This window comes from Microbacterium sp. GXF7504 (genome assembly GCF_054798235.1).
In genome coordinates this window covers 238,362-256,690 of record NZ_JBSJZI010000005.1, presented here as the reverse complement: position 1 = coordinate 256,690, position 18,329 = coordinate 238,362, and the positions used below count along the sequence as shown (strand labels likewise).

General features: G+C 73.5%; 15 protein-coding genes. 6 read left to right on the top strand and 9 right to left on the bottom strand.

The window, feature by feature from the left end; genetic code table 11:
* Positions 1-9 precede the first annotated feature (9 nt).
* From treZ to ACWAUO_RS13690, 3 genes are all read left to right on the top strand, one after another.
* Complete coding sequence (treZ, locus tag ACWAUO_RS13700; protein WP_460776239.1) at positions 10-1,725, top strand: malto-oligosyltrehalose trehalohydrolase; 1,716 nt, start codon at positions 10-12, stop codon at positions 1,723-1,725.
* A gap of 124 nt (positions 1,726-1,849) precedes the next feature.
* Complete coding sequence (locus ACWAUO_RS13695; RefSeq protein WP_460776189.1) at positions 1,850-2,893, top strand: isopenicillin N synthase family dioxygenase; 1,044 nt, start codon at positions 1,850-1,852, stop codon at positions 2,891-2,893.
* A 69-nt stretch (positions 2,894-2,962) separates the two neighbouring features.
* The gene (locus ACWAUO_RS13690; RefSeq protein ID WP_460776188.1) at positions 2,963-3,820 is read left to right on the top strand and encodes a tryptophan-rich sensory protein; all 858 of its coding nucleotides are present in this window, start codon (positions 2,963-2,965) and stop codon (positions 3,818-3,820) included.
* Here the strand turns inward: ACWAUO_RS13690 and ACWAUO_RS13685 are convergent.
* From ACWAUO_RS13685 to ACWAUO_RS13675, 3 genes are read right to left on the bottom strand one after another with little or no spacing between them, the layout of a single operon-like run.
* Positions 3,765-4,502 carry a glutamine amidotransferase-related protein gene (locus tag ACWAUO_RS13685; RefSeq protein ID WP_460776186.1) on the bottom strand — a complete coding sequence of 246 codons (738 nt, stop codon included), beginning with the start codon at positions 4,500-4,502 and terminating at the stop codon, positions 3,765-3,767. The genes ACWAUO_RS13690 and ACWAUO_RS13685 overlap by 56 nt on opposite strands.
* Before the next feature lie 22 nt (positions 4,503-4,524).
* Positions 4,525-5,247 (bottom strand): LysR family substrate-binding domain-containing protein, encoded by a 723-nt coding sequence (locus ACWAUO_RS13680; protein ID WP_460776184.1) that lies wholly within the window; start codon positions 5,245-5,247, stop codon positions 4,525-4,527.
* Positions 5,248-5,269: 22 nt separating this feature from the next.
* Complete coding sequence (locus ACWAUO_RS13675; RefSeq protein WP_460776183.1) at positions 5,270-5,677, bottom strand: transferase; 408 nt, start codon at positions 5,675-5,677, stop codon at positions 5,270-5,272.
* Positions 5,678-5,929: 252 nt separating this feature from the next.
* Here ACWAUO_RS13675 and ACWAUO_RS13670 point away from each other — a divergent pair, with 252 nt between their 5' ends.
* Entirely contained in the window at positions 5,930-7,444 is a 1,515-nt protein-coding gene (locus ACWAUO_RS13670) for an APC family permease (RefSeq protein ID WP_460776182.1), read from the top strand.
* Between the two features lie 3 nt (positions 7,445-7,447).
* Here ACWAUO_RS13670 and ACWAUO_RS13665 read toward each other — a convergent pair whose 3' ends face one another.
* From ACWAUO_RS13665 to ACWAUO_RS13645, 5 genes are all read right to left on the bottom strand, one after another.
* On the bottom strand, positions 7,448-8,221 hold the full coding sequence (locus ACWAUO_RS13665; protein WP_460776180.1) for a DNA-formamidopyrimidine glycosylase family protein: 774 nt from the start codon (positions 8,219-8,221) through the stop codon (positions 7,448-7,450).
* Positions 8,214-12,899, bottom strand: coding sequence for an ATP-dependent helicase (locus ACWAUO_RS13660; protein WP_460776179.1), 4,686 nt, complete (start codon positions 12,897-12,899; stop codon positions 8,214-8,216). The genes ACWAUO_RS13665 and ACWAUO_RS13660 overlap by 8 nt, the downstream gene beginning before the upstream one ends.
* 266 nt (positions 12,900-13,165) lie before the next feature.
* Entirely contained in the window at positions 13,166-14,206 is a 1,041-nt protein-coding gene (locus ACWAUO_RS13655) for an alanine racemase (protein ID WP_460776177.1), read from the bottom strand.
* Entirely contained in the window at positions 14,203-14,877 is a 675-nt protein-coding gene (locus tag ACWAUO_RS13650) for an alanine racemase C-terminal domain-containing protein (RefSeq protein ID WP_460776176.1), read from the bottom strand. The genes ACWAUO_RS13655 and ACWAUO_RS13650 overlap by 4 nt, the downstream gene beginning before the upstream one ends.
* Positions 14,874-15,542 carry an alpha/beta hydrolase gene (locus ACWAUO_RS13645; protein WP_460776174.1) on the bottom strand — a complete coding sequence of 223 codons (669 nt, stop codon included), beginning with the start codon at positions 15,540-15,542 and terminating at the stop codon, positions 14,874-14,876. The genes ACWAUO_RS13650 and ACWAUO_RS13645 overlap by 4 nt, the downstream gene beginning before the upstream one ends.
* A gap of 84 nt (positions 15,543-15,626) precedes the next feature.
* Here ACWAUO_RS13645 and ACWAUO_RS13640 point away from each other — a divergent pair, with 84 nt between their 5' ends.
* Both ACWAUO_RS13640 and ACWAUO_RS13635 read left to right on the top strand, forming a co-directional pair.
* Positions 15,627-16,247 carry a DUF4916 domain-containing protein gene (locus ACWAUO_RS13640; RefSeq protein ID WP_460776173.1) on the top strand — a complete coding sequence of 207 codons (621 nt, stop codon included), beginning with the start codon at positions 15,627-15,629 and terminating at the stop codon, positions 16,245-16,247.
* Positions 16,244-17,092, top strand: coding sequence for an AlbA family DNA-binding domain-containing protein (locus tag ACWAUO_RS13635; RefSeq protein ID WP_460776171.1), 849 nt, complete (start codon positions 16,244-16,246; stop codon positions 17,090-17,092). The genes ACWAUO_RS13640 and ACWAUO_RS13635 overlap by 4 nt, the downstream gene beginning before the upstream one ends.
* Before the next feature lie 150 nt (positions 17,093-17,242).
* Here ACWAUO_RS13635 and ACWAUO_RS13630 read toward each other — a convergent pair whose 3' ends face one another.
* Positions 17,243-18,310 (bottom strand): threonine aldolase family protein, encoded by a 1,068-nt coding sequence (locus ACWAUO_RS13630; RefSeq protein WP_460776170.1) that lies wholly within the window; start codon positions 18,308-18,310, stop codon positions 17,243-17,245.
* Between the last annotated feature and the right edge of the window lie 19 nt (positions 18,311-18,329).

Below are 18,329 nucleotides of genomic sequence, written 5' to 3'. Positions count from 1 at the left end.
CGGGTGCGGATGCGGCGGCCCGGGGTCGACGACGTCGACCTCACCGCGGCGGATGCGGGCTGGTGGCGCGCGGAGGTCGAACTCGCCGACGGCGACCGGTACGGGTTCGTGCTCGATGACGGCGAGGTGCGGGCCGACCCCCGCTCGCGCCGGCAGCCCGACGGCGTGCACGAACTGTCGGCCTGGGTCGATCCCGGCGCCTCCGCGTGGACCGACCACGCGTGGACCGGGCGCCAGCTCGCCGGCGGGGTGATCTACGAGCTGCACATCGGCACGTTCACCCCCGAGGGGACCCTGGATGCGGCGGCCGCCCGCCTCGACCACCTCGTCGACCTCGGCGTCACGCACGTCGAGCTGCTCCCGGTGAACGGCTTCAACGGCGTCTGGAACTGGGGTTACGACGGGGTGCTCTGGTACACCGTCCACGAGGCGTACGGCGGCCCCGCCGCGTACGACCGGTTCGTCGACGCGGCGCACGCGGCCGGGCTCGCCGTCGTCCAGGACGTCGTCTACAACCACCTCGGCCCGAGCGGCAATCATCTGCCCGAGTTCGGTCCGTACCTGCGCGAGGGCAGCCGCAACACCTGGGGCGACTCGGTGAACCTCGATGAGGACGCCGTGCGCGCCTACATCGTCGAGAACGCGCTCATGTGGCTGCGCGACCACCACGTCGACGGGCTGCGACTCGACGCCGTGCACGCGCTCCACGACGAGCGAGCTCGCCACATCCTGCAGGAGCTCGCCGAGGCGGCCGACGCGCTGTCCGCCCACCTCGGACGCCCGCTCACGCTCATCGCCGAGTCGGACATGAACGACCCGAAGCTCATCCTGCCGCGCGAGGCCGGGGGCTACGGCCTCACCGCGCAGTGGAGCGACGACTGGCACCACGCCGTGCACGTCGCCCTCACCGGCGAGACCGCCGGCTACTACGAGGACTTCGCCGACCCCGAGGCCCTGCCGAAGGTGTGGGCGAAGGGGTTCTTCCACGACGGCACGTACTCGTCGTTCCGCGGACGCGAGCACGGGCATCCCATCCCGGCCCAGGTGCCGGCCTGGCGGCTGGTCACCTTCGCGCAGGACCACGACCAGATCGGCAACCGCGCCGCCGGCGACCGCCTGACCGCCACGCTCGGCGCCGACCGGCTGGCGGTCGCGGCCGTGCTCACCCTCACCGCCCCCGGCACCCCCATGCTGTTCATGGGCGAGGAGTGGGGTGCGTCGACGCCGTGGCAGTTCTTCACCTCGCATCCGGAGGAGTGGCTCGGGGATGCGGTGCGCACCGGCCGCACGGCCGAGTTCGCCCGCATGGGGTGGGACGAGTCGCTCGTCCCCGACCCGCAGGATCCGGAGACGTTCGTCCGCTCGCACCTGGACTGGTCCGAGCCCGAGCACCCCGAGCACGCGCGGCTGCTCGCGCTGTACCGCGCGCTGACGCGGCTGCGTCGGGAACACCCGGAGCTCACCGACCCGGCGTGGACCTCGCTCGACGCGGTCGACGAGACCCCGGACGCGGCGCCCGACGCGCGCCGGTTCACCCTGCACCGCGGGCCCCTCCGCATCCTGGTGAACCTCTCGCCGGAACCGTGGGACGTGCCCGTGCCTGACGCGGACGCACTCCTGCTCGCGACCTCGCCCGCGACCGCCCGCACCCCCGGTGCGCTCGCCCTGCCGCCGTCCTCCGCCGTCATCCTCCGGCGTAACGCGGGGGTAACACCGCCGGGCTAGGGTCGCGGCAGCGTTCATGTACAACACGGGTCACGGCCGGCAGGCCGCGACGGGAAACACGTGAAGTGGCTACCTCACATCCCAACGGTCGCCCTTCCCGGGGCGGCCCTCCGAAGGAGTCGCCATGACATTCCACGTCCCCATCATCGACATCACGCCCTACGTGCAGGGCGGGACCGACGCCGAGAAGGCCGACGTCGCGCGCCGCGTCGACGACGCGTGCCGCACCGTCGGGTTCATCCAGATCACGGGCCACGGCATCCCGGCCTCCGCGATCGACGGCCTCACCGACGCGATGGACCGGTTCTTCGCCCTCGACCTCGAGGAGAAGTCCGCCTCCCGCACCCCGCCGCAGATCAACCGGGGCTACAGCCCGCCGAAGTCGGAGTCGCTGAGCCTCTCGCTCGGCGTCGAGCAGGCGAGCCGCATGAACGACTTCTTCGAGGCGTTCAACGTCGGCGCGGGGCAGGGCCACTACCCCCACGCGCCGGGGCTGCCGCAGCCCGAATACGCCGACAACGTCTGGCCGGACGTCGACGGCTTCCAGGCGCAGGTGGAGACCTACTTCGCCGAGGCCGCGACGGTCGCACGCACCATGACCCGCATCTTCGCGGACGCCCTCGGCCTCGAGCCCGGCTTCTTCGACCGGCTCACGGGGCACTCGCTCGACGTGCTGCGCATGAACAACTACGCCCTCCCGCCCGGAACCCAGGTGACCCTCGACGGCGATCTCATCGGCATGGGCGAGCACACCGACTACGGCATCGTCACGATCCTCTGGGCGGACCAGGTGCGCGGCCTCCAGGTGCTCGGCACCGACGGCTCGTGGCACGACGTGCAGCCCGCCGACGACGCGCTGCTCATCAACCTCGGCGACGTCACCGCCCGGCTCACGAACGACCGGTGGCTCTCGACGCTGCACCGCGTCAAGCCGCCGGTGATCGACGGCACGATCGAGCGGCGCCGTTCGGCGGCGTTCTTCCACGACGGCGACGTCGACGCGGTCATCGCGACGCTGCCGCAGTGCGTGGATGCGGACCGTCCCGCCCGCTACGAGCCGGTCACCGTCGGGGAGCACATCGCCGCGAAGCTCGCGGGCTCGCGCGCCGGGAAGAAGAACGAGAAGACCGGGTCGGAGACCGCCCGGGTGCTCTCGGCCCGCGGCTGAGCCCACTCGCGCGCCCGGGGGCTGTCAACCCCAGCGGCGACGCGGATGCGGGTTCCTAGCGTGGGATGCATGGCCACCCCATCCACCGCAGCCCCCGCGCCCGCCGGCCGCGACGTCCGGTCGACCGGGACGGACGTCCTCCGGCAGACCGTCGTGATCGCCGCGACCTGCTTCATGCTCGTCGCGGCGGTCATCGGCGCCGGCGTCCTCGGCGGCACGCCCGTGCAGGACCTCCAGGACGGCGCGCTCTCGGCGGACGCCACGTACCTCGCGCCCGCCTCGCCGGCGTTCTCGATCTGGTCGGTCGTGTACGTCGGGCTCGTCGCGTTCGCGATCTGGCAGGCGCTGCCGGCGCAGCGCGCGGACGCCCGGCTGCGACGGCTCGGCTGGTGGATCGCACTCAGCGAGGTGCTGAACGGGCTCTGGCTCGTCGCAGCGCAGTTCCTGACGCTGCCGCTCACCGTCCTCGTGATCGCGCTGCTGCTGGTGAACCTCTGCATCGTGTTCGCCGGGACCGTCCGCCGACCCGGCCGCGGGTGGGTCGACCGCCTCCTCGTCAACGGTGTGAACGGCCTGCACCTCGGCTGGGTCACGCTCGCGACCGTCGCGAACACGACCGCCTGGCTCACCGAGACGGCGCCGGCGGAATGGGAGAGCGCAGCGGAGATCTGGGGGAGCGCGGTGCTCCTCGTCGTCGCCGTGGTGGGCATGGGGCTCGCCGGTGTCGGCGGCGGCCGACTCGCCCCCGCGCTCGCGCTGTCGTGGGGGCTGTCGTGGCTCGCGGTCGGGCGCCTCACCGACGAGCCGCACAGCACCGTCATCGGTGTGCTCGCCGTCGTCGTGGCGGTGCTCGTGCTCGCGACCGCGGTGATCAGGCGGGTGCGTACCGTGTCGCGAACGCGCGCAGCATCCGCGCCGGCTCGCTGACGTCCGCCGCCAGCACGCGCGCGGCGACCGCGTCGAACGCCTCGGCGGCGAAGTACCCCGCGTCGCGGTAGAACACCATCCGCTCGGTGAAGTCCCGGGCGGTCGGCTCGGGGTGGAACTGGGTCGCATAGAGGCGGTCGCCGACCCGGTAGGCCTGCACCGGGCACGCCGGGTTCGTCGCGAGCAGCACGGCGTCGGCCGGCGCCGTCGTGCTGGACTCCTTGTGGGCGGTGAACGCCTGGAACACGCGCTGCATCACGCCGAACACGGGGTCGTCCGCACCCGCGTCGGTCAGTTCGATCTCGGCGGCGGTCGTGCCCTCCGGGTAGTCCCGGGTCACGGTGCCGCCCAGCATCCGCGTGACGACGCCGATGCCGTAGCAGGTGAACATGGCGGCGGGGCCGGATGCCGTCGTCGCGGCGGCGGCGATGGTCTCGAGGTCCGCCTCGAGCCGGCGCTGCACCTCGGACCGGTCCGGGTCGGTGGCGTTGAAGGGACTGCCCCCGACGAGGAAGCCGGCGTACCGGTCGAGGGCGCCCGCAGGCAGCGGATTCCGGACGAGGTCGAGCTCGTGCAGCCGGTCCGGACCGAGCCCGGTGGCGTTCCGGAACGACCGGTACTCCCCCTCGGCAGCTCCCCGTTGCGGCCGCACGCAGACGTACAGCAGCGGGCGGGGATCCATGCCGAGAAGTCTAGGCGGGCGCTCAGCCGCGCGACGAGTTGACGCTGCGGCCGCGCACGACACCCACGAAGACATCGACGAGCGGCGAGGCGTCCTCCACCGGCCAGGCGAGTCCCACCGGCGACTCGGGTCCGTCGGCCAGGATGCGGAAGGTCACGTCCTTGCGGTGGTGCAGGCGCGCGAGCGACATCGGCACGACGGTGATGCCCACGCCCGCCGCGACGGTCGCGACGGCCTCCTCGGTGGTCGCAGGGGCGTCGAAGACCGGGGCGACGGTGCCCGGCAGGTCGGTGTGGAGCACGTCGTCGGCCGGCACGATCCGCACCTCGCCGGCGAGATCCTCGAGCCGCAGCTCCTCCGCGACCGTCAGATCCGACTCCGCGCCGCACACCACGACCGGCACCTCGCGGTAGAGCGGGATCACGTGCAGGCCGTCGCGGTCGAGGGGCAGCCGGGCGATGACCGCGTCCACGCTGCCGTCACGGAGCGCGGCCGCCTCCTCGCCGACGGCGAGGTGCGTGAGTTCGACCGGGTTCCGCGGCATCCGCTGCTGCCACACGTCCAGCCACTTGCCCGGGGTCGCGCCCGGGATGACCCCCAGGCGGAGCGGGCCCTCGGGGAGCGCGGGCGACGGCTCCGGGCGGGGCTGGGGCTTCGTCCGCGGTTTCGGCGCGGGCGTGCGCGCACCGCCCCGGGCGGCGCCGGGACGGCCGCCACCCCGGGTGCGCTTGCCGTGTGCGGTCATCCCGAAAGGCTACCGCCGCGGGTCACGCCGCGAGACGGAACCCCCGCGGGTCGGTGGCGACGCGCTCACCGTCGTGGATGGTCTCGTCGTCGCCGATGAGCGACCCCTGGGCGACCATGGCGCCCTCGCCGACGTACGTGCGCACGCCGATGGCGGCGCCGGCACCGACCTTGGCCTTCGGGCCGATGTGCGCGTGCGGGGCGATCCGCACCTGCGGGCCGATGACGACATCGCTCTCGATCCACGCGCCGCTGCCGACGAACGCACCGGCCGCGATCTGCGTCCCGGGTTCGACGTACGCCCCCGCCTCGACCACGGCCGAGGGGTGCACCTTGGCGCCGTTGGCGATGAGCCCGCGCCCGTTGGCGTGCTTGCGGTACCGCAGCGTCTCGCCGCGGTCGTTCTCGATGTCGATGTAGTTCTTACCCACGATCTCCTCCTCCGGCGCCAGGCGACGCCAGACAACAGGGACAACCACCGTGACCGGGGATTCATTCCCTCACCGTGATGTTGTTCGATGCGCGGCCGATTCCGGATGGGTTGACAACGCGCGGGGCGGGGGAAGCGGTCCCGCGCGGCCGGGCCGCGACGCGCCCGGATGCGCGAGGATGCGGCGGCGTCGGGCCCGATGCCATAGTGAGCACCTGGCGTCCGTCGAGCGGCGGACGGGAAAGGGGCCGACATGACCGACTTCGGGTCCACCACTCCCGTGCGACTGGAGCACACCGACGGCAAGGGGCTCGCCTCCGGCACCCTCGGGCTCTGGGGCTCGACCGTCATCGGTCTCGCCTCCACGGCACCGGTCTACTCGCTCGTGGCCACCCTCGGCTTCGTCGTCCTCGCGGTCGGCGCGCAGGCACCCATCGCGTTCATCATCGCGTTCGTCCCGATGCTCTTCATCGCGTTCGCCTACCGGGAGCTCAACAACGCCGTCCCCGACTGCGGGACGACCTTCACCTGGGCCACGAAGGCGTTCGGCCCGTGGGTGGGCTGGATGGGCGGCTGGGGCGTCGCGGTGGCCGGCATGGTCGTGCTCGCGAACCTCGCCCAGATCGCGGCCATCTACTTCTGGGCCCTGTTCGGCGTCGAGGTGGCCGGCAACGACTGGCGGGTCATTCTCGTCGCGCTCTTCTTCATCGCCTCGATGACCTACATCAGCTGGCGCGGGGTCGAGATCGGGCAGCGGGTGCAGAACATCCTGCTGGCGGTCCAGTACGTCGCGCTCGCCGTCTTCGTCGTCGCCGCCCTCTGGCAGTTCTTCGCCGGCACCGCGCCGAACCCGACGCCCTTCGACTGGGAGTGGCTGAACCCGCTCGCCTTCACCGACTGGAGCGGTTTCACCGAGGCGGTGCTGCTCGCCCTGTTCATCTACTGGGGCTGGGACACCTGCCTCGCGCTGAACGAGGAGACCAAGGACCCGAAGCGGATCCCCGGGCTCGCGGCGCTACTCACCTGCATCCTGCTGCTGGCGACCTACGTCTCCGTGACGATCGCCGCGATGATGTACGCCGGCGTCGGCGAGTCGGGCGTGGGTCTCGGCAATGAGGCGAACGCAGACGACGTGTTCCTGGCGATCCGGGACGGACTGCTCGGCCCGTGGGGCTGGCTGCTCGTGGTGGCGGTCCTGGTCTCGGCGGTCTCGTCCACGCAGACGACCATCCTCCCGACCGCCCGCGGCACCCTCGCGATGGGCGTCTACCGCGCCCTCCCTGAGCGGTTCAAGCGGGTGCACCCGAAGTACAAGACGCCGTCGTTCTCGACGCTCATCATGGGCGTCGTCGCGTCGCTGTACTACGTCGGGATGACGCTGGTCAGCGACAACATCCTGCAGGACTCGATCCTGTCGCTCGGTCTCGCGATCGCCTTCTACTACGCCATCACCGGGTTCGCCTGCGTCTGGTATTTCCGCCGCGAGCTGTTCACCTCGGGCCGGAACGTGGTCTACCGGCTCGTGCTGCCCCTGCTCGGCGCGCTCATGCTCACCTACGCGTTCGTGCAGTCGGCCATCGACATGTGGGACGTCGACTACGGGTACACCGTCATCTTCGGCATCGGCGGCACGTTCGTGGTCGGTGTCGGCGCGCTCCTCATCGGCGTGGTGCTGATGTTCGTCTGGTACCTCTTCCCCCGGGCGAAGCCGTTCTTCGACGGCCGGGCGCTGAACCGCGACACCCCGGTCATGGTGCCGGAGGACTGAGCCTCACCGCTGGCAGACCGGGCACCAGAAGACGTTGCGCTCGCGCGTCGGGTCGGCGCCGAGGCTCCCCTCGCGGATCGGCGTGCCGCAGCGCCGGCACGGGCGGCGCGCACGGCCGTAGACCCAGGTGGTGCGGCCCGCGCGCGCGTCACCCGTGAACACCCGCACCCGGCGGTCGCGGTTCGCCCGGATGAGACGGGCGCCGGTCTCGACGAGCGCGGGGGTGTCGGTCTCCGACGCCGGGGTCGTCGGCAGGATCCCGCGCAGGAACAGCAGCTCGTTCACGTACTCGTTGCCGAGGCCCGCGAGGTTCCGCTGGTCGAGCAGCGCGACGTGCACCTCCCGGCGGTCTGCGGCGAGCCGTGCGGCGGCCTCGACGGGGTCCCAGTCGTCCGCGAGCGGATCGGGGCCGAGGTGGCCGACCAGCCGGTCCTCCTCGGCGGTCGGGACGACATCGACCATGGCGAGGTCGAAGCCGACGGCGGTCCGTTCCGAGGACCCGACGATCGCGCGGGCGGCGAACCCGGGCTTGCGCCACCGCTCGCCGGGCCGGTAGACGTGCCACTCGCCCTCCATCTTCAGGTGGGAGTGCACGCTCCAGCCGCCCACGCGCATGAGCAGGTGCTTCCCGCGGGGGACGACCGCGTGCACGGTCTCGCCGCGCAGGTCGGCCGCCGCGACCCGCGGCACGCGCAATTCGAACCGCGTCACCTCGGCCCCGGCAAGCGCCTCGTGCAGCCGCCGCGCGGTGCGGAAGACGGTGTCGCCCTCAGGCACGCGCCGCCCCGTCCCGCGCAGGGGTGCGCGCGCCGGCGACCGGGCGCCGCAGCGTCAGCCCACGGGTGGACTCGACGAACCCGGCCGCACGGAGGGCGCCGCCGAGCGGCGTGCCGAACACGATCGCGCCGTTGACCTGCTCGATCGTGAGCGTCGCGAGCTTCCGCGCCTGTGCGGTGTCGGCGAGCGAACGCGCAGCGGCCGCGACCGCTTCCTCGTCGCCGGTGAACAGCAGCGCGGTCTTGCCGCCGCGTTCCAGGTACAGCGTCAGGGCACCGTCGACGAGCACGACGAGCCCGCCCGCCTTGCGCCCCGGCCGGTGCGTCACGCCCTCGACCGACGGCCACGGCAGCGCCGCACCGTACGGGTTCGCGGGGTCGGTCGCGGCGAGGGTGATCGCGTCGTACGGCGGCGGATCGGCGACGGCGGCGAAGGTGCGCAGCCGGTCGACGGTGGCGGATGCGGCGAACTGGGCCGCGCCGAGCTTCTCGATCACGTACCCGCGGCGGCAGTGCCCGGCCTCCTCGAAGCCGGAGAGCACCCGGTACGCCTGCGCGAACCCGCCGGGGATCCCCTCGGACTGCACGCTGCCGCGGGTGACCACGCCGTACCGGTCGAGGAGGAGCCCGGCCGACGCGGCGTGGCGCCGCGTCGGATCGGCCTCCGCGGCCGGGAGCAGCGACCAGCGTCCCCCCGCCCCGACCGGTCGGGGCGGGGCCGCGGGCAGGGAGATCGAGCTGCCGCGGTACAGCCGCGACCGGGGTGTCCGGCGCACCGCGCGGTGCGCCTGCGATCCCGCCGACAGCAGTCCCCGCACCGGCGCGAACGTGTCGTTCGTGACGCGTCCCGCCCAGGCCAGCCGCCACAGCGCGTCGAGCACGTTCTGCTCGGTCTGGGCCCCGGTCGTCTCGCGCAGCTGCGGCACGAAGTACGCGCCGCCGTGTTCGAGGGCGGCGAGGATCTGCGCGTCGAGGGACCCGTCGGCGACCTCGTCCTCGGGCGGCAGCAGGGTGAGCGGCGCGGCGTCGACCGGGTGCAACGCGATCCAGCCGTCGCGGCCGGGGAGCGACCCGTGCCCCGACCACACCACCTCGCCGGTCGCGGTGAGTTCGTCGAGCATCGCCGGGGTGTAGTCGCGCACCCGGCCGGGCAGCACGAGCGACTCCCATGCGCTCGCCGGGATCGGCACCCCGGCGAGCTGCTCGATGACCGCGAGCACGCCGTCGACCCCCTCGAGCGGTCGCGTAAGGTGCTGCCAGTCCGGCAGGAACCGGGCGAACGCCTCGGGCGGCACGGGCTCGACGCTGCCGCGGATCGCGGCGAGCGACCGCATCCGCAGCCGGCGCAGCACCTCGCTGTCGCACCACTCCGTCTCCTCCGGCCTCGCGGTCGTCGACTCCGGCAGGAAGTAGCCGCTGCTCACGCGTCCCTGCGCCTCGAGCCGCTGCAGGGCGTGCCGAGCGACTGCGACGCCCACCCCGAACCGGGTCGCGACGGCGTCGGCGGTGAACGGGCCGTGCGTGCGCGCATACCGCGCGGTCAGGTCGCCGAGCGGGTCGGGCACCGGCTCGAGGAACGCGTTCGGCAGCCCCACGGGGAGGGCGGCGCCGAGCGCGTCGCGCAGGCGGGCGGCGTCCTCGATCGCCGCGAGCCGCGCATCGCCCGCGATCGTGAGGCGGATCGCGCGGCGGGCGGTGAGGAGCTCCTCGGCGAATGCGCCCGCCGCCTCGACGGATGCGGCGGCGTCCGAGCCGCCCGGATCGCTCAGGCGCTCGGCGATCTCGGCGACCGAGAGCGGGCCGAGCACGCGCAGCAGGTCGGCGACGCCCTCGACGCCCCGCACCCGGCGCTTCGGGTCGAGCCGCTGCACCTCGCGCTCGAACTGCGCCATGACCTGCGGGTCGAGGAGCTCGCGCATCTCGACCGTGCCGAGCAGCTCCGACAGCAGTGCCGGGTCGACCGACAGGGCGGCGGCGCGGCGTTCGGCGAGCGGCGAGTCGCCCTCGTACATGAACGCGCCGACGTATCCGAAGAGCAGGTCGCGGGCGAAGGGGGAGGGCTGCCCGGTCGTCGTCTCGACCAGTCGGATGCGGCGGTCGGCGATGCGGCGGGCGATGTCGGTGAGGGCGGGCAGGTCGTAGACGTCCTGCAGCACCTCCCGGAGGGTCTCCAGGATGATCGGGAACGTCGGATGCTTCCGTGCGACCTCGAGCAGCTGCGCGGAGCGCTGCCGCTGCTGCCACAGCGGACTCCGCTTGCTCGGGTTCATCCGCGGCATGAGCAGGGCCCGGGCCGCGCACTCCCGGAAGCGGGACGCGAACAGTGCCGAGCCGCCCACCTCCTCGGTGACGATCTGCTCCAGCTCGTCGGCGTCGAACACGAACAGCTCGGCGCCGGGCGGCTCGCTCTCGGTATCGGGCACGCGCGCGATGATGCCGTCGTCGCTCGCCACCGCCGACCCCTCGACGCCCAGGCGCTCGCGGATGCGGGCGTTCACCGCCAGCGCCCACGGCGCGTGCACCTGCATGCCGTAGGGGGAGTGCAGGATGACGCGCCAGTCGCCGACCTCGTCGCGGCTCCGTTCGACCGTCAGGCTCCGGTCGGTCGGCACGGACCCGGTCGCCTCCCGCTGCTCGGCGAGGTACGCGAGCAGGTTCGCCTGCGAGTGCTCGTCGAGGCCCGCCTCCGTGAGGCGCTCGCGCGCGGCATCCGGTTTCGCCGACGACACCTCGCGCGAGAACGCGCCCAGCGCCTCGCCGAGCTCCGCCGGGCGGCCGATGCCGTCACCGTGCCAGAACGGCACCTTGCCCGGCTGCCCGAACGCGGGCACGACGTTCACCCGGTCGTGCGTGATCTCCACGATGCGCCAGCTCGTCGTGCCGAGCGTGAACACGTCGTTCACGCGCGACTCGTAGACCATCTCCTCGTCGAGCTCGCCGACGCGGGCGTTCTGCGTCTCACCGGCGACGTACACCGCGAACAGCCCGCGGTCGGGGATCGTGCCGCCGCTCGTCACCGCGATCCGCTGCGAACCGGGGCGCCCGGTGAGCGTGCCGTGGTCGCGGTCCCAGACCACGCGGGGGCGGAGCTCGGCGAACTCGTCGGACGGGTAGCGCCCGGCGAGCAGGTCGAGCGTCGCCTCGTACGCCGAGCGCGGCAGGGTGCGGAACGGCGCCGAGCGGCGCACCGTCTCGTACCATTCCTCGACGTCGATCGCGCCGAGCGCGGCGGCCGCGACGGTCTGCTGCGCGAGGATGTCGAGCGGGTTCCGCGGGATGCGGATCGACTCGATCTTGCCGTCCAGCATCCGCTCGGTGACGACGGCGGTGTGCAGCACGTCGCCACGGTGCTTCGGGTAGAGCACGGCGCGGCTGATCTCGCCGACCTGGTGCCCGGCGCGGCCGACCCGCTGGAGCCCGGACGCGGCGGAGGGCGGCGCCTCCACCTGGATCACCAGGTCGACCGCGCCCATGTCGATGCCGAGCTCGAGGCTCGAGGTCGCGACGACGCAGCGGAGGACGCCGGACTTCAGCTCCTCCTCGACCTGCGCCCGCTGCTCCTTGGAGACCGACCCGTGGTGCGCCTTCGCCAGCACCGGCGCGACCCCGGCGGTCTGCCCGGCCTGCGCCACCATCTGCGCCGGGACCGTCTGCTCCGGCACCTCGAGACCGAGCCGCCCGGCGAAGATCTCGTTCAGGCGTGCCGTGAGCCGCTCGGCGAGGCGCCGGGAGTTCGCGAACACGATCGTGGAGCGCTGCGCGAGCACACGGTCGACGATCGCCTCCTCCACGTGCGGCCACAGCGACCCGGTGATCTCGGTGGGGTCGTCGCGGTCGCCGGAGAGCCAGTCGTCGTCGCCGGACTCCTCCTGGCCGGGCGGGGGCGGCGGGTGCAGCATGTCCTCCACCGGCACCGACACCCGCAGGTCGAACGTCTTCGAGGCGCGCGGCGCCACGATGTCGACCGGGGCCGCACCGCCGAGGAACCGCGCGACCTCGTCGATCGGGCGCACCGTCGCCGACAGGCCGATGCGCTGCGCCGGGTGCTCGAGCAGGTCGTCGAGCCGTTCGAGGCTCACCGCGAGGTGGGCGCCGCGCTTGCTGGCCGCGACCGCGTGCACCTCGTCGACGATCACGGTGTGCACTTCGCGCAGGGTCTCCCGCGCCTGGCTCGTGAGCATGAGGTACAGCGACTCGGGGGTCGTGATGAGGATGTCCGGCGGCTCGGTCAGGAGCTTCCGGCGGTCGGCGGCCGGGGTGTCGCCGGAGCGCACGCCGACCGTGACGTCGGGGGCGGGCAGGCCGAGGCGCCGTGCGGACTGGCCGATGCCGATGAGCGGCGAGCGGAGGTTCCGTTCCACGTCGACGCCGAGCGCCTTCAGCGGCGAGACGTACAGGATGCGGGTGCGCGTGGGGTCTGCGGCGGGCTTGCGGCGGCGGCGCCCGGCATCCGGTTCCGGGGTGGCGACGGGTGCGGCGGCGCGGTCGCGGAAGACCCGGTCGAGCGCCCACAGGAACGCCGACAGCGTCTTGCCGGAACCGGTCGGGGCGACCACGAGCGCGTGCCTGCCCTGCGAGATCGCGTCCCACGCGCCCGCCTGGGCGGGGGTCGGGGCGCTGAAGGCGCCGCGGAACCAGTCCTGCGTGGCAGGCGAGAACCGCTCGAGCACGTCACTCACCCGACCATCATGGCCGGTGCCACCGACGTCGGGGCGGGGTTGCGCTCACGGCGCACACCCCGTCCCTGCCCGCGCTCCCGAGTTCGCTCACCTGTCGCCTGTTGCTGCTGGGGGCCGCAGTTCGTGACAGGTAAGGCGGTGGCGCGGGCGTCCGTGCCCGCTCACCTGTCGCGAGTTGCTGCCGTGGGCCGCAGTTTGCGACAGGTGAGCGTGTGTTGCGGGCGACGCGTCGCCGGCGGGACGGCGCCGAATGCACGGTCCCGTGCTCAGCCGGTGACGTACTCCCGGCGGATGCGGGGCGACAGGCGCACCAGGAGCTCCTCGCCGACGGTGTCGATCGTCTCGGCGAGGGTGGTGGCGGTCGCCTCGCCGAGGGAGCCCGGCCCGAAGACGTGCACCTCGTCGCCGATCGCGGCGCCGGGCCAGGACGCGACCTCGAGCGCGGTGTCCTGCACGGCGAGGAGCCGCCTGGGACCCGCAGGGGTGCCGACGTCGACCCGTCCGGCGAGCGTCGACGGGATGCCGTCGAGTGCGCCCACGCCGACCGTCACCGCATCCGGGCCGACCGCCGTCACCGGCGCGACGAGCGTGGCCGCGGGCACGATCCCGGGGAGGTCCTCGCCGCCGGCGGAACGGATCCCGTACCCGAACGCGCCCACCCGGGTGAGGTCGAAGCGGAACTCCTCGCGGGCGAACGACGCGGCGCTCGCCGCGAGGTGGCGCACCTCCGGCCGGAGCCCCGCGGCCTGGGCGGCGGTGACGGCGTGGAGGTATTCGTCCCGCGCCGCGTCGTCGGTCGCGTCGCTCGTCTCGGCGAGGTGGCTCCACACCCCGACGACGCGGATGCGACCCTCCGCCTCGAGTGCCGCCGCGCGGTCGACGAACGGGGGCCAGTCCTCCCGCCGCACCCCGTTGCGGTGCAGCCCGGTGTCGATCTTCAGGTGCACCGGGACCGGGCGGCCGCCGGCGGCGTCGGCGACGTCCGTCAGGGAGCGCGCGTCGCCGACCCCGATGTCGAGCCCGGCGTGCACGGCGTCGTCGAGTTCGGACCGCGCCGCGGTCGCCCAAGAGAAGACGCGGGCGTCCGGGCCCGCTGCCGCGCGGACCCGCAGCCCGGTGGGCACGTCGAACGCGCCGAACCAGCGGACCCCGTGCCGCGCTGCGGCCGTGACGATCGCGTCGACGCCGTGGCCGTACGCGTCGTTCTTCACCACGAGCATGAGCTCGGCCGGGGACAGCCGGGCGCGGAGGGTGTCGATGTTCGCGAGGACGCGGTCGAGGTCGACCCGGAGGCGCGGCGCGGTCACGCGGTCTCCTCCCGGGCGACGTGCAGGCCCAGGGTGCACACGATCTCGGTGGCGCGCAGGCCGGTGATGCGCTCCCAGTCGGCGAGGGCGCCTTCGCCCGGAACCGCGCCGCCGAAGTACACCACCGGGTCGTCGACCTGCACCGGCGCCTCACCGACGTCGATCATGCAGACGTCCATCGCGACCCGTCCGACGATCGGATGCGGCACGCCGCCGATCGTGACGTGCGCCCGGTTGCCGATCGCCCGCACGACGCCCTGCCCGTACCCGCCGGAGACGAGCGCGACCGTCGTGTCGGCGGCGGCGACGTGCGTGGCGTTGTAGCTCACGCCCTCGCCGGCGCGCAGCGGCTTCAGCGACAGCACGGTGCCGACCAGTCGCATCGCAGGGCGGCCGGTGCCGCCGGGGAGCCCGTACAGGTCGCGCGGGTCGAGCGTGGGCTTCGTCGCCACCACCTCGAGGCCGACGGCCGCCGCATCCGTCGTATCGATCGGGTCGAGCACGGCACGGCGCACCCCGGCCGCCGCGAGGGCGCGGGCGACGGTGCCGACGCCGTGCCCGTAGGCGTCGCGGCGCAGGTCCGCGACCGCATCCGGGCCCGCGTGCAGCCGGGCGTTCGCGAGCAGCGCCTCGGACGAGATCTCGGCGCGCAGGGCGCGGGGGGAGATCACTGCGCCGCCTTCGCCGTGATGCGGTCGAGCTGTCTGCCGAGGAACGTACGCACGTCGTGGAGCTCCTGCTCCGAGACGCTGTGGGCCATGCCCTCGTACACGCGACCGCTGAGGTCGACGTGTTCGGGCAGCCACTGGATGCTGTGGGCGATGAGCGGCTCGGGGATGACCTCGTCCACCGCGCCGCGGCCCCAGAAGACCGGGGTGTCACGACGCTCGGCGAGTACCGGGTCGCCGGGGAGCGGGCCGGGGTGGACGTAGCCGCTGAGGTTCACCGCGAACGGGATGCGGTCGGGCGCGAGCCGCAGCGCCTGCAGCGACACCGCGCCGCCCTGCGAGAACCCGAGGAGCCCCGCCCGCCCGATCCCGGCGGCGTCGAGCCATTCCAGCAGCCGTGCCGCGCCCTCCGTGACCTTCTCCGTGCTGCGCCCGTCGAGCCCCTCGATCGGGTACCAGGAGAACCCGGGTGCCGGGAACGGCGGGGTCAGCGGCGCGCGCACCGCGGCGTACACGAACTCCGGCGGCAGGTACGGCACCAGACCGAAGAGGTCGTGCTCGTCGCTGCCGTAGCCGTGCAGGAGCACCAGCACCGGGCGGTCGTCACGGTCGGCGGGCGGGACCGACCAGCGCACCGCGCCGTCGTCGAGGGCCGGAGTCGCGTCCATGGCTCCATTGTGTCAGCCGCCCCCGACGCCGGGCCGGGTGCGGGCCGTGCCGGCGCGTGCGGGGCCGTGAGGTATACAAGAGGCATGCCGGTCCGCACCCCAGACCCCGACCCGAACGAGTCAGGCGACGAGCGTCGCGACCCGCTGAACGCGTTCGAGCTGGGCGGGTCGCTCCCGGCCGACGCCGCGAACCCGGCGTGGCTGAGCGACGTGGAGCTCGCCGAGGCGCGGCGTCGCCTCCCCATGCTCTACGTCGAGGCGCTTCCGGTGCGCACCGACGGGCTCGGCAACGTCACGCAGGTCGGCATCCTGCTGCGGGCCACCCCGATGGGGGAGATCACGCGCACGATCGTCTCCGGGCGGGTCCGGTACGGCGAGACCGTCCGGGACGCGCTGTTCCGGCACCTGGAGAACGACCTCGGGCCCATGGCCTTCCCGCTGCTGCCGCCGCAGCCGGCGCCGTTCACGGTCGCCGAGTACTTCCCCATCCCCGGCGTCAGCGCGTTCCACGACGACCGGCAGCACGCCGTCTCCCTCGCGTTCGTCGTGCCGGTCACGGGCACCTGCGAACCCCGGCAGGACGCGCTCGAGCTCACCTGGATGGAGCCCGCCGAGGCCGCGTCCGACGCCCTCGCCGCCGAGATGGAGGGCGGCCGCGGCACCCTCGTCCGGCTGGGCCTGGCCAGCGTCGGTGCACTGCGGTGATCACCGACCCCGCCAGTCCGCTCCTCGTCGAGTTCGGTATCGCGCTCCCGGTCGCGCTGCTGCTCGCATCCCTCCTCGCACGCGCCGTGCGCACCGCCTTCGGACGGCGCCGCGCACCCGGGCAGGCGGCGCTGTCGATCGTGGCGCTGCTCGGCATGGCGCTCGGGATGCTGCTGTCGGGCATCTTCCTCGACGACCAGCGCGTCTGGACCCTCGGCACCCTCCTGCTCGTGCTCGGCTCGAGTGTCGGCCTCTGCCTGCTGTTCGCCGCGATCCACGCCGCCCGCCGCCGCGTCCTCGACGACGTGGACGTGGCCGCCGTGCTCCGCGCGGGCGAATCCGCGTCGGTGGAGTTCAAGGAGACCGCCCGCTGGAACGTGCGCGAGGAGCGCAAGGACTCCCGCATGGAGGGCGTGATCGTCAAGACGATCGCCGCGTTCCTCAACAGTGAGGGCGGCGTGCTCGTGATCGGCGCCGACGACGGCGGCCGGGTCACCGGGCTCGACCGCGACCTCGCGACGCTGCGCACGCCCGACCACGACCGGTACGAGCTCTGGCTGCGCGACCTGTTCATCTCGAACTTCGGTCGGAACGCGGCGGCGCTGCCCCGCATCCGCTTCGTCGAGGTCACCCCCGGGCAGACCGTGTGCGCCGTGCAGGTGCCGCCCTCCTCGGCACCGGTGTTCGTCACCCAGTCCGCGGGCGGCGGCGGCAGTACCGAGCTGTGGGTGCGGGTGGGCAACTCCACCCGTGCGCTCCCGGTGGACGAGGCCGTGCAGTACGTCGCCCGCCGGTTCCGCCCGACCCTGTTCACCGCCCTCTTCGGCCGCCGTCTGGCCCGCTGACCCGCAGCTCGACGCCGGTTCGCCCGTCACGGATGACGGATGCGCCCGCCCGGGACCCTGCATCCGCGACGGATGAACGCGGGCCCGTGCCGACGGCGACGGGCCGGACCCCGTGAAGAGGTCCGGCCCGTCGGCGTGCGTCGGGTGGGTTCAGCCGCGTGTGGTCTCCTCCGCGATCGCCGCGACGAACGCGTCGACGTCGTCCTCGGTGGTGTCGAAGGTGCAGAGCCACCGCACCTCGCCGATCGCGGCGTCCCAGTCGTAGAACCGGAAGCGTTCGCGCAGGCGGTCGGCGACGCCGTCCGGCAGGGTCGCGAAGACGCCGTTCGCCTGCGTCGCCTGGGTGAAGGCGACGCCGCGGATGCTGCCGTCGGCGAGGCCCCGCTCGATGCCGGCGCGCAGGCGCGCGGCCATGGCGTTCGCGTGGCGGGCGTTGCGCAGCCACAGGTCGTCGCCGTAGAGGGCGACGAGCTGGGCGGAGACGAACCGCATCTTCGAGGCGAGCTGCATGCTGCCCTTGCGGATGTACGGCAGCGCCTTCGCGGCGGCGTCGTCGAACACGACGACGGCCTCGGCCGCGAGCGCACCGTTCTTCGTGCCGCCGAGGCTCAGCACGTCGACGCCGGCGTCGCGCGTGAACGCGCGCAGCGGCAGGTCGAGGGCGGCGGCGGCGTTCGAGATGCGGGAGCCGTCCATGTGGAGCCGCATGCCCAGGCCGTGCACGTGGTCGGCGATCGCGCGGACCTCGTCGGGCGTGTAGACCGTGCCGAGCTCGGTGGACTGCGTGATCGAGACCGTGAGCGGCTGCGAGCGGTGCTCGTCGTCCCAGCCCCACGCCTGCAGGTCGATGAGCTCGGGGGTGAGCTTGCCGTCGGGCGCGGGCACGGTGTGGATCTTGATCCCGCGCTGCTCGGGGGCACCGCCCTCGTCGACGTTGATGTGCGCCGTCTCGGCGGCCACGACCGCGCCCCAGCGGGGCAGCAGCGCCTGCAGCGCGATGACGTTCGCACCGGTGCCGTTGAAGACGGGGAAGGCACGGGCGCCCTCACCGAACTGCGTCGTGATGACCTCGGCCAGGCGCTCGGTGTACGGGTCGTCCCCGTACCCCGGGACGTGTCCCTCGTTCGCCGCGACGATCGCGGTCATGACCTCGGGGTGGACTCCGGAATAGTTGTCGCTGCCGAACTCGCGGGCGGCGACGTCGTGAAGTGTGTACATCGTCCTTCCAGGGTATGAC

Excerpts from the sequence above, each read along its gene's own strand:
- treZ (WP_460776239.1), top strand. The coding sequence starts at position 10 with ATGCGGCGGCCCGGGGTCGACGACGTCGACCTCACCGCGGCGGATGCG.
- ACWAUO_RS13695 (WP_460776189.1), top strand. The coding sequence starts at position 1,850 with ATGACATTCCACGTCCCCATCATCGACATCACGCCCTACGTGCAGGGC.
- ACWAUO_RS13690 (WP_460776188.1), top strand. The coding sequence starts at position 2,963 with ATGGCCACCCCATCCACCGCAGCCCCCGCGCCCGCCGGCCGCGACGTC.
- ACWAUO_RS13685 (WP_460776186.1), bottom strand. The coding sequence starts at position 4,502 with ATGGATCCCCGCCCGCTGCTGTACGTCTGCGTGCGGCCGCAACGGGGA.
- ACWAUO_RS13680 (WP_460776184.1), bottom strand. The coding sequence starts at position 5,247 with ATGACCGCACACGGCAAGCGCACCCGGGGTGGCGGCCGTCCCGGCGCC.
- ACWAUO_RS13670 (WP_460776182.1), top strand. The coding sequence starts at position 5,930 with ATGACCGACTTCGGGTCCACCACTCCCGTGCGACTGGAGCACACCGAC.
- ACWAUO_RS13645 (WP_460776174.1), bottom strand. The coding sequence starts at position 15,542 with ATGGACGCGACTCCGGCCCTCGACGACGGCGCGGTGCGCTGGTCGGTC.
- ACWAUO_RS13640 (WP_460776173.1), top strand. The coding sequence starts at position 15,627 with ATGCCGGTCCGCACCCCAGACCCCGACCCGAACGAGTCAGGCGACGAG.
- ACWAUO_RS13630 (WP_460776170.1), bottom strand. The coding sequence starts at position 18,310 with ATGTACACACTTCACGACGTCGCCGCCCGCGAGTTCGGCAGCGACAAC.